Below are 9,950 nucleotides of genomic sequence, written 5' to 3'. Positions count from 1 at the left end.
TATCCGGTCATCCGCAAAAACGCCGTCCACAAGGGCAAATGACAGCCCTCCACCACACCACCACGAACACACCCACACCACACCGCCAGACCACCCTGCCCACAGAACGGTCAAAACACGAGGCCGTGGGGCGGGCGGTGGAACCGCCCGCCCCACGGAGACCGGTCAGGCGGCCGAGGTGGCCCGCTGCTCCTGCGGCGTCCCGGCCGGCGTCGACGAGGCGCTCAGCTCCCGCAGGACCGACTGCTCGGTGCGGGTCCGCGCCACGTCCAGCCCACCGTCGTCGTCGGTCAGCAGCAGCTGGGCGAACTGCGCGCGCACCTCACGCTTGAGCACCTTGCCGGTGACACCCAGCGGGATCTTGGTGTCGCCCTTGGAGATGACCGCCGCGGCCAGCTCGTGCCGGCCCGCCGCCCGCAGCGCCCGGTTGACCCGGGTCAGCAGCTCCTCGGCGCTGAGGTCCGCACCGTCGATCAGGCGCAGCGCGGCGATCGGGGCGAACGAGGTCGGCTCGACCGGGTCGACCACCCCGACGACGGCGCAGTCCACCACCGCCCGGCACGCCTTGAAGATCTCCTCCTCGAGGGTGAGGCTGTAGACCGGGCCGCGCCGCGTCGTGATCACGTCCGTGGTCCGGTCGTAGTGGTAGAACCGGCCCTTGTCGTCCTTGTAGCCGATGTCACCGGTGAGCCAGTAGCCGTTGCGGATCGACTTGTGCGTCAGCTCGTGGTTGCCCCAGTAGCCCAGGGTCACCGTCGGGGTGTGCACCGCCAGGTAGCCGACCTGGTTGGGGCCCAGCTCCCGACCGTCCTCGTCGAAGACGACCGCGTCCTCGACGATCGGCTCCGGGTAGCCGACACAACGGTTGTAGGCGTTGGTCTTGGGGCCGTGGATGTTGAGGAACAGGGCCATGCCCATCTCCGAGGCGCCCAGCCCGTCGAGGTAGTGCGACCCCGGCCGCCAGCTGCCGTTCTCCCGGTGCCGGCCGAGCCGGACCAGCTCCCGGACGTGGGCCTCGTGCGAGGCGTCCGCCGTGCTGATCCAGGTCGTCACGTTCGCCGCGGCGGACGGTTCCAGGCCGAGCGCGAGCATCTCGGTGAAGGTGATCGGGAAGCCGGTCACCACGCTGGGCTTCCACCACCGCATCGCCTGGGCCACCGTCGCCCCGTCCTGGGACTCCATGACCAGGGTGGGCAGGCCGATGAGGGTGGCCATCATCATGTAGCTGTAGCCCGACGAGTGCGACGCGGGGAAGGCCAGCAGCATCTTGTCGTCCGGGCCCGACGGCAGCGTCATGATCCGGGGGCGTTTGCCGGCGAAGAACTGACGGTGGCCGAACGTGGCGGCCTTCGGCATGCCGGTGGTGCCCGAGGAGTGCGAGATGAGCACCGGGTCGCGGTCGCCGTGCCGGTACGGGTAGACCCCGGGCAGCGGGCCGGCCGGCGGCGCGGCGTGCATCGCCTCCTGCGAGGCGGTGAACTGGAACGGCCGGGCGTCGGCCATCCCGTTGAGCAGCGGGCCGAGCTTGTCCGCGTCGACCACCACACCGACCGCGTCGAGCCGGGACAGGTACTTGGCGGCGGTGTCGGGCACCATGTTCGGGTTGATCACCGCGGGGATCGCGCCGAGGCTGTTGAGCGCCAGGAAGTGCACGAAGCTCGCCATGCCGTTGCGGGTGAAGACCCCGACCCGGTCGCCGTGGGTGACCCCGGCGTTGTGGTACCACCGGGCGTACCGCTCGGTCTGGTCGCGCAGCGTCGCCAGGCTGTAGACGACCAGGTCGTCCGGGCCGCCGCCGGGCGGCAGGTGGTGGAACAGCGGGGCGTCGTGGTCCTGCCCCCGTTCCAGGGCGTGCCACAGGAAGTCGCCGGCGCCGAGCTGTCGGGTGGCCAGCAGCTCCAGCCGGGCCCGCAGGCCCCGGTGCGACCGCCCGAAGTGCATGCGCGGGACCGATGCCAGATAACGCTGTAGTGACCTGAGCTTCATGGTGCCTCCTCGGTGCTTCGGTGCGGCCAGATGGCCTCGGGGTTGGGCAGGGGTTCGGCCAGCGCGTCGAGATGGGCGCGCCATTCGTGCAACCGCCGCTCGTGGACGGGAGCGGTCGGTTGTCCGTTGATCTGGGTCAGGACTCGGATGCCGTGCAGGGCGCTGGTGATCCACACCTCGCTGTCGAGCAGCTCCGCCACGCTGGGCAGCCGGTGCCGCACCGGCAGCCCCAGCTCGGCACAGCGGGCCAGCAGCAGCCGACGGGTGACGCCGGGCAGGATGCGCCCGTCGTCCGGCGGGGTGTGCAGGACGCCGGAGGACCACCAGTAGATCGTGCTGAACGCCCCCTCACGGACCAGCCCCTGCTCGTCGCAGAGCAGGGCCTCGTCGGCCTGCGCGTCCTGGGCGGCGGCCCGGATCTTCTCCAGTTCCTCGAAGTCGGGCCCCTTGAGGTGGGGCAGCCGTCGGGGGTCCGGATGGGGCCACAGCCAGCCGCGTGCCTGGCTGACCAGCGGTGGGGCGGGACGCAGCCGCAGGGCCAGCCGCTGCGTGGGGACCAGGTGCAGTTCGATGCGGGGGAACCACACCCCGGAGCGGGGCAGTGCCGTGGTGACCGACGTCCCGAAGGACGCCACCCGGTGCGCCGAGACCCCGAACCTCCGTACGGCGGCGTCGAAACGCTGCCAGTGCAGTGGGTAGGCCCGTGCCCGGCCCTCGGTGAGGAGCCAGGAGTCGGCGACGACGGGTCGGTACCGACTGTCCTCGATTCCTTCGCGGACCCCCGTCTCCCACAGCAGCAGGGGGGCGGCCCGAGTCGCCGGCGGCATTCGTTCCTCCGATCCGCGGTGCATCGCCGATTGGCTGGGCCGACCATAGGGCGGCCGTCCGCCGCCGCTCCAGAGCCACGTTGGCACCGGCTTCCGGGCCACTTGTCGGCACCGGCTTTGGTCCCGTGGAAACCACTGATGTGGCCCTGTACCGACCGTGGCCGGGTGCCTATCGTCGCTACCTACCGTGACTGTTGTTCACATTCGTCGCGGTCCCCGGTCGATCCGGCCCCTCGGGGCGGGCGCACCGACCGACAGCCCGATCCGCCGCGTTTGCCGCCAGATAGAGGGGAGTACGCCGTGACCGCCGTCATCGAACCCAGTCAGGACACCTACCGGGTGGAGGAGTTCGTCGAGGCAGCCCGGGAGAGGGTGGGAGTCCCGGACTACGAGTTCGCGCACCTCGACGCCCTCGACCGGCTGCTGCGGTCGTTGGACGCCGAGGGCGGCCTGAACGAGGCCGGTCGGCGGTCTGTCCGGGGCGCCCTGGTCGCCGCGCTCGCCACCCAGGCCGCCGCGTACCGGGCCCGGGTGAAGAACCCCGAGATCGCCTCGGTCGAGATCAACCAGCCGGTGTTCATCACGGGCATGACCCGCAGTGGCACCACGCTGATGCACAACCTGCTCGGCCAGCACCCGGACCTGCGCTCCCCCGACCTGTGGGAGCTGATGGCGCCGGCGACCGACGGCCGCGACGAGGCGACCCGGCAGGCGCTCGTCCAGGCGGCGGAGAACTTCTGCACCGACTACTACACCGTCGCGCCGGCGCTCAAGCCGGTGCACCTGTGGGAGCCGCACCGCCCCGACGAGGACCACCGGCTGACCGCGCCGACGTTCAAGACGATGGCGTACGAGCTGCGTTACACCGTGCCCAGCTACGGCGAGTGGCTGCGCACCCAGGACCAGTACGACGCCTACGACTACCACCGCTACCTGATGCAGCACATCGTCTGGCGGGTGCCCACCGACACGCTGGTGCTCAAGGACCCGTTCCACCTGTGGCGGGCCGACGCGCTGGCGCGCACCTACCCGGACGCGCGGCTGATCTACATGCACCGCGCCCCGAGCGTCACCATCCCCTCGACGTGCAGCCTCACCGAGATCATCCGCCTCGCGCGCGCCGACCAGGTGGACCGCCTCGCGCTCGGTAGGCTCTGGACCGAACGCTTCGCGGAGATGCTCGACCTGTTCGCGCGCGCCGAGCGGGACAAGCTCGCCGACACGCCGGTGCTCGACGTCGACTACCAGCGTCTGATGGCCGACCCGATCGCGGTGATGGCCGAGATCTGCGACTTCCTCGGTGCCCGCTGGGACGGCGAGGTCGAGCAGGCGTTCCGCGGTTACCTCGCGGCGAACCGCAAGGACAAGCTCGGCAAGCACGTCTACCGGGCCGAGGACTACGGCCTGGACGCCGACGAGCTGGACGAGCGCTTCTCCGCATACCTGACGAAGTACCAGATCGGAGGACGGGTGTGAGCACGACGTCGGAGCCCACGGTGCTGGAGACGGTCAACGAACAGTTCCGCGCCTTCGCCCGTACGGTGGCGGGTGCCCCCACGGTCACCGTGGGCATCGTGACCCCGCTGTCCCTGCCCGGTGACCCCACGGCCGGCACGCTGACCGCCCGCGGCGCCCTGATCGGTGCCGAGTACGTGCGGGATCACGGTGGCATCCGCGACGGACTCCAGTTCGACTTCGTCGTCCGCGACGACCAGGAGACCGTCACCCTCGACGGTGGCACGATGCCCCGCTCGGCGGTGGGCGCGCTGGCGAAGGTCGCGATCGTCGACGGGGCGCTGGCCGTCCTGGGCCCCTGGCACCTGCGCTACACCGAGGAGGTCGCGGAACTCGCCGACCGGATCGGGGTGCCGCTGTTCATCGAGAACGCCCACCCCGGGGTCACCGCGCGGCAGCGGCGGGCGGTCTTCCGCACGTTCACCTCGATGGCCGAGCGCGCCCCGGTGCTGATCCGGTTCGCCGCCGACCAGGGTTTCCGGCGGGTCGGCCTGATCCACGCCGACACGGTGTTCGGCCGCAGCGCCGCCGCGCTGCTCACCGCCGAGTTGCAGGCGGCCGAGGAGCCGATGGAGCTGTACTCCGTGGAGTTCCCCCAGGAGTCGACCACGGACCTGCGCCCCCAGCTGCGCGAGATCCAGCAGTGGCAGCCGGACGTGGTGATCAACGTGGGGGTGGTCCGCACCAACCACCTGATCGTGCAGCAGGCCGCCGAGATCGGGCTGTTGCCGCAGGTGCCCATGCTGGCACCCTTCCAGTGGCCGCTGCGGGCGCCGGACTACTGGAAGGCGCTCGGCGTGCACGGCCTGCACATGGTCTGGCCGGCCACCCAGTTCAGCCCGAACTGGTCGGGGTTGACCCCGATCGGCCGGTGGTTCGTGGACCGCTACCGCGACACGTACGGCACGCCGCCGCCGGACACCGCCCTCAACGCCTTCACCGACATCACCATCATCGCCCAGGCCCTGCGCCAGGCGGACGGGGTCGGCCGGGCGGAACTGATCGACGCCTTGGAGAAGGGCACCTTCGACACCTGGCGTGGCCCGGTCAGCTTCGCCCGCGGCGAGACCCACTGGCACCACAGCCCACCCCCGGTGGTGCTGCAGCAGTACCAGGAGATCGACCAGGACATCTCCACCGTGCCGATCGTCTACCCGCCCGAGCTGCGTACCGCCGGGTACGTGCGGCCGGGCACCTCGAACTGACCGGCCCGACCGGCCGACACCTGTGGGGAGACAACGCCATGGCGTTCACTTCGACCGCATCCGAAACCGCATCCGACCTGCGGATGTCCTACCTCGACGTGCTCGAGGCCGAGGCGGTGCACATCATCCGTGAGGTGGCGGGCACGCTGGAGCGACCCGTCCTGCTGTTCAGCGGCGGCAAGGACTCCGCCGTCATGCTCCACCTGGCCCGCAAGGCGTTCCTGCCGGGCCAGCTGCCCTTCCCCGTGCTGCACGTCGACACCGGGCACAACTTTCCCGAGGTGATCGAGTACCGCGACAAGGTGGTGGCGGAGCACCAGCTCACGCTACGGGTGGCGCACGTGCAGGACTACCTCGACGACGGCCGGCTCACCGAGCGGCCCGACGGCAGCCGCAACCCGTTGCAGACCGTACCGCTGCTCGACGCCATCACCCAGCACCGCTTCGACGCCGTGTTCGGCGGCGGGCGGCGCGACGAGGAGAAGGCGCGGGCCAAGGAGCGGGTGTTCTCGCTGCGCGACGAGTTCGGGCAGTGGGACCCCCGCCAGCAGCGCCCGGAGCTGTGGAACCTCTACAACGGCCGACACGACCCGGGTGGGCACGTGCGGGTGTTCCCGCTGTCCAACTGGACCGAACTCGACGTGTGGAACTACATCGCCCGGGAGGAGATCCCGCTGCCGGCCATCTACTTCGCCCACCAGCGTCAGGTCTTCCTGCGCGACGGGATGTGGCTGACGCCGGGGGAGTGGGGCGGCCCGCGCCGCGACGAGCAGCTGCAGGAACGCACCGTGCGGTACCGCACCGTCGGGGACATGTCCTGCACGGGCGCGCTGGTGTCCGACGCCGCCACCATCGACCAGGTGATCGCCGAGATCAGCCTGTCCCGGATCACCGAACGCGGGTCGAGCCGGGCCGACGACAAGTTGTCCGACACCGCCATGGAGGACCGCAAGCGGGAGGGGTACTTCTAGTGACCACGCTCAGCCTCGAGACTGCCCGCGACGGTGAGCTGCTGCGGCTCGCCACCGCCGGCAGCGTCGACGACGGAAAGTCCACCCTGGTGGGACGCCTGCTCTATGACTCCAAGTCGGTGCTGGCCGACCAGTTGGAGGCGGTCGAGTCCGCCAGCCGCGCCCGCGGCTACGGCCAGGCCGACCTCGCCCTGCTGACCGACGGTCTGCGGGCCGAACGTGAACAGGGCATCACCATCGACGTCGCCTACCGGTACTTCGCCACCGGCAACCGCCGGTTCATCCTGGCCGACACCCCCGGGCACGTGCAGTACACCCGCAACATGGTCACCGGCGCGTCGACCGCCCACCTGGCCGTGATCCTGGTCGACGCCCGGCACGGCGTGGTGACCCAGACCCGGCGGCACACCGCGGTGGCCGCGCTGCTGCGCACCCCGCACGTGGTGCTGGCGGTCAACAAGATGGACCTGGTGGGTTTCGCCGAGGACCGGTTCGCCGAGATCGACGACGAGTTCCGCCGGCTGGCGGGTTCCCTCGGGGTTCCCGACGTGCGGTCCATCCCGTTGTCGGCGCTGCGCGGCGACAACGTCGTCGACGCCTCGACCGAGATGCCGTGGTACACCGGGCCGACGTTCCTGCAGCACCTGGAGCGGGTGGACCTCGACGAGGACCTGACCGCCCTGCCGGCCCGGCTGCCGGTGCAGTACGTCCTGCCCGACGGATCGCTCGCCGGCCAGCTCGTCGCCGGTCAGCTCCGTCTCGGGCAGCAGGTGCTGGTCGTGCCCGCCGGACGGCCGGCGGTGGTCACCGCCATCCACCGGCTCGGCACGCCCATCGAGAACGCCCGCGCCGGCATGTCGGTCAGCGTGCAGCTCGACGGGGAGGGCGAGGTGGGACGCGGCGACATGATCGTCGCGGCGGACCGGATCCCGACGACGACCCGGCAGGTCACCGCGACGCTCTGCCACGTCGCGGAGCGCCGGCTCGGCGAGGGCGCCCGGGTGCTGGTGCAGCACCAGACCCGGGTCGTGGGAGGGACGGTCACGTCGATCGTCGACCGGCTCGACCTCGCCACGCTGGAGCACACCCCCAACTCCGATCCGCTGGCCGTCAACGACATCGCGGGCGTGGTGCTGGACCTCGACGAGCCGATCGCCGCGGACCCCTACCGCCTCATCCGGGGCACGGGGTCGCTGCTGCTCATCGACCCGCGCGACGGGGCGACCCTCAGTGCCGGACTGGTCGGTCCGGCGTTCCGATGATTCAACCGAAGGATGTACGACGGTGCCCGAAGTGAACCGAATCCTGGTGGACATGTTCGTCGACCCGGTGTGCCCGTGGGCGTGGCTGACGTCGCGTTGGCTGCTCGACGCCGAACGGCAACGCCCGATCGACGTGCGGTTCCGGATCATGAGCCTGTCCGCCCTCAATGAGGGACGTGCCGACATCGACGCGTTCTACCAGCGCAACATCGGGCCGTGGCGGCGGCCGGTGCGGGTGCTGATGGCGGCCGAACAGCAGCACGGGCCGGACGCCGTCCGGTCGCTCTACGACGCCATGGGCACCCGCCGGCACGTCAAGGGCCAGTCGTACGGGCCGGCCCTGTACAAGGCGGCGCTCACCGAGTGCGGCCTGCCCGGTGAGTTGGCCGACGCGGCGGACGACGCGGGGCTCGACGACGCGGTGCGCAAGAGCCACCTGGCGGGGATGCAGCCGGTCGGGCTGGACGTCGGCACGCCGACCATCCACGTGCACGTGCCCGGCAGTGATCCGGTGGCGCTGTTCGGCCCGGTGGTCACGCCCGCCCCGCGCGGTGAGGACGCCGCCCGGCTGTGGGACGGCTTCCTCCTGGTCGCCCAGACCCCCGGTTTCTACGAGCTCAAGCGCAGCCGCACGAGTGGCCCGCAGACCCGCTGACGACCGGCCGGGGCGACGCCATCTCACCGATGGCGCCGCCCCGGCGTTTTTCCCAGGAAGGTGACCGTCCCGACATGCAGGAGCCGTCTGTGCCCAGGATCGGCGACGAGGTGGTGCGGCGCTACCTCGCCCGTCTGGACGAGCCCGGCCGGCCGGGGGTGAACCTGGCCACGCTGGTCCGACTGCACGAGCGTCACGTCCGGCGGGTTCCCTACCACAACCTCGACATCCGGTTGGGGTTACCCACCGACGTCGACCCGGCCGGCAACGCCGCGCGGCTGGCCGACGGCGACGCCGGCTACTGCTTCCACCTCAACGGGGCGTTCGCCGCGCTGCTGGCCGCGTTGGGCTTCGACGTCACCCTGCACCGGGGACAGGTGAAGAAGGCGCCGGCGTTGCCCGACGGGGTGGAGTTCGCCAACCACCTGACCATGACCGTCACCGTGGAGGGTCGGCGCTGGTTCGTCGACGTCGGGCTCGGCGACGGGCTGCTGGGTCCGGTGCCGTTACGTCCCGGCGTGGTCCGGCAGCCGCCGCTGACCTTCGGTTTCGCGCGCACGGCGTGGGGTTGGCGGTTCACCCACGATCCCCGGGGGTCGTTCACGGTGATGGACTGGGAGGACCGGCCGGCGCAGCCGCAGGAGTTCGCCGCGGCCCACCGGCTGCTCTCGACCGCACCGGGTTCCACCTTCGTCCGCCGGTTCATCGTGACCAACCGGGGCCCGGGTGAGGTGGTGTGGTCGCTGGTCGACCGCCTGCTGACCCGCATCGACGGCGACGGTGTGCACCGGCGGGCGCTGACCACCTTCGACGAGTGGCGTCGGGAGCTGGAGGACACGTTCCTCCTGCGGCTCGACGACCGGCACGCCGCCGGGCTGCGGGGGCTGTGGCAGCGGTTGCCACGGCACCCCGGCAGCGCCGCCGGCTGACCCGCTGCCCCGACAGGAGACGACATGCAGATCAGCACCGGCGCTGACGGTGTGCCGCGTTGTGGCTGGTGCACCGCCACCCCCGTGTACGTCGCGTACCACGACGACGAGTGGGGCCGGCCCGTGCACGGCGAGGCCCCGCTCTTCGAGCACCTGGCGTTGGAGACCTTCCAGGCGGGGTTGTCGTGGTCGACGATCCTGCACAAGCGGGACGCCTTCCGGTCGGCCTTCGACGACTTCGATCCGGAGACCGTCGCCGGCTATGACGACACCGACGTGGCCCGGCTGCTCGGCACCGAGGGCATCGTGCGCAACCGGGCGAAGATCGAGGCGACCATCGGCAACGCCCGGCTCGTCGTGGCGTTGGCCGGGGACCTCGACGCCCTGCTGTGGTCGTACGCGCCGACCGGTGCGCGGCCCCGTCCCCGCTCGACGTCGCAGGTGCCGGCCCGGACCCCCGAGTCGACCGCGATGGCCCGGGAGCTGAAGCGGCGCGGGTTCCGGTTCATCGGCCCGGTCGGCGCGTACGCCCTGATGCAGTCGACCGGGATGGTCGACGACCACCTGGTGGGCTGCCACCGCGCCGTCGACGGTTGAACC

Annotated in this window: 9 protein-coding genes; 7 read left to right on the top strand and 2 right to left on the bottom strand. The window is 71.2% G+C overall.

The genetic code is table 11. The annotated features are described in order from the left end of the window. Window positions 1-165 precede the first annotated feature (165 nt). The gene (locus tag JQN83_RS27545; RefSeq protein WP_208570068.1) at window positions 166-1,986 is read right to left on the bottom strand and encodes a class I adenylate-forming enzyme family protein; all 1,821 of its coding nucleotides are present in this window, start codon (window positions 1,984-1,986) and stop codon (window positions 166-168) included. Then, window positions 1,983-2,813 carry an aminotransferase class IV gene (locus JQN83_RS27540; RefSeq protein ID WP_208570067.1) on the bottom strand — a complete coding sequence of 277 codons (831 nt, stop codon included), beginning with the start codon at window positions 2,811-2,813 and terminating at the stop codon, window positions 1,983-1,985. The genes JQN83_RS27545 and JQN83_RS27540 overlap by 4 nt, the downstream gene beginning before the upstream one ends. Window positions 2,814-3,113: 300 nt before the next feature. On the opposite strand from JQN83_RS27540, the gene JQN83_RS33945 reads away from it, so the two are divergent. The 7 genes from JQN83_RS33945 to JQN83_RS27505 all read left to right on the top strand — a co-directional run bounded on the left by JQN83_RS33945 (window position 3,114) and on the right by JQN83_RS27505 (window position 9,947). Beyond that, window positions 3,114-4,289: a sulfotransferase family protein gene (locus JQN83_RS33945; RefSeq protein WP_208570066.1), complete on the top strand. Its 1,176-nt coding sequence runs from the start codon at window positions 3,114-3,116 to the stop codon at window positions 4,287-4,289. Further along, on the top strand, window positions 4,286-5,533 hold the full coding sequence (locus JQN83_RS27530) for an ABC transporter substrate-binding protein (RefSeq protein WP_208570065.1): 1,248 nt from the start codon (window positions 4,286-4,288) through the stop codon (window positions 5,531-5,533). Before JQN83_RS33945 ends, JQN83_RS27530 begins: the two co-directional genes overlap by 4 nt. A gap of 38 nt (window positions 5,534-5,571) precedes the next feature. Continuing rightward, window positions 5,572-6,504 (top strand): sulfate adenylyltransferase subunit CysD, encoded by a 933-nt coding sequence (gene cysD / locus JQN83_RS27525; protein ID WP_208570064.1) that lies wholly within the window; start codon window positions 5,572-5,574, stop codon window positions 6,502-6,504. Next, window positions 6,504-7,766 (top strand): sulfate adenylyltransferase subunit 1, encoded by a 1,263-nt coding sequence (locus JQN83_RS27520; protein ID WP_208570063.1) that lies wholly within the window; start codon window positions 6,504-6,506, stop codon window positions 7,764-7,766. The genes cysD and JQN83_RS27520 overlap by 1 nt, the downstream gene beginning before the upstream one ends. Window positions 7,767-7,818: 52 nt before the next feature. Then, entirely contained in the window at window positions 7,819-8,421 is a 603-nt protein-coding gene (locus tag JQN83_RS27515) for a mycothiol-dependent nitroreductase Rv2466c family protein (protein WP_208570076.1), read from the top strand. A gap of 74 nt (window positions 8,422-8,495) precedes the next feature. Further along, window positions 8,496-9,350 (top strand): arylamine N-acetyltransferase family protein, encoded by an 855-nt coding sequence (locus JQN83_RS27510; RefSeq protein WP_208570062.1) that lies wholly within the window; start codon window positions 8,496-8,498, stop codon window positions 9,348-9,350. A 24-nt stretch (window positions 9,351-9,374) separates the two neighbouring features. After that, on the top strand, window positions 9,375-9,947 hold the full coding sequence (locus tag JQN83_RS27505; protein WP_208570061.1) for a DNA-3-methyladenine glycosylase I: 573 nt from the start codon (window positions 9,375-9,377) through the stop codon (window positions 9,945-9,947). Window positions 9,948-9,950 lie beyond the last annotated feature (3 nt).

The sequence above is a fragment of the Micromonospora antibiotica genome (assembly GCF_017599305.1).
Taxonomy (GTDB): domain Bacteria; phylum Actinomycetota; class Actinomycetes; order Mycobacteriales; family Micromonosporaceae; genus Micromonospora; species Micromonospora antibiotica.
This window is presented reverse-complemented; position numbering and strand designations above follow the sequence as displayed.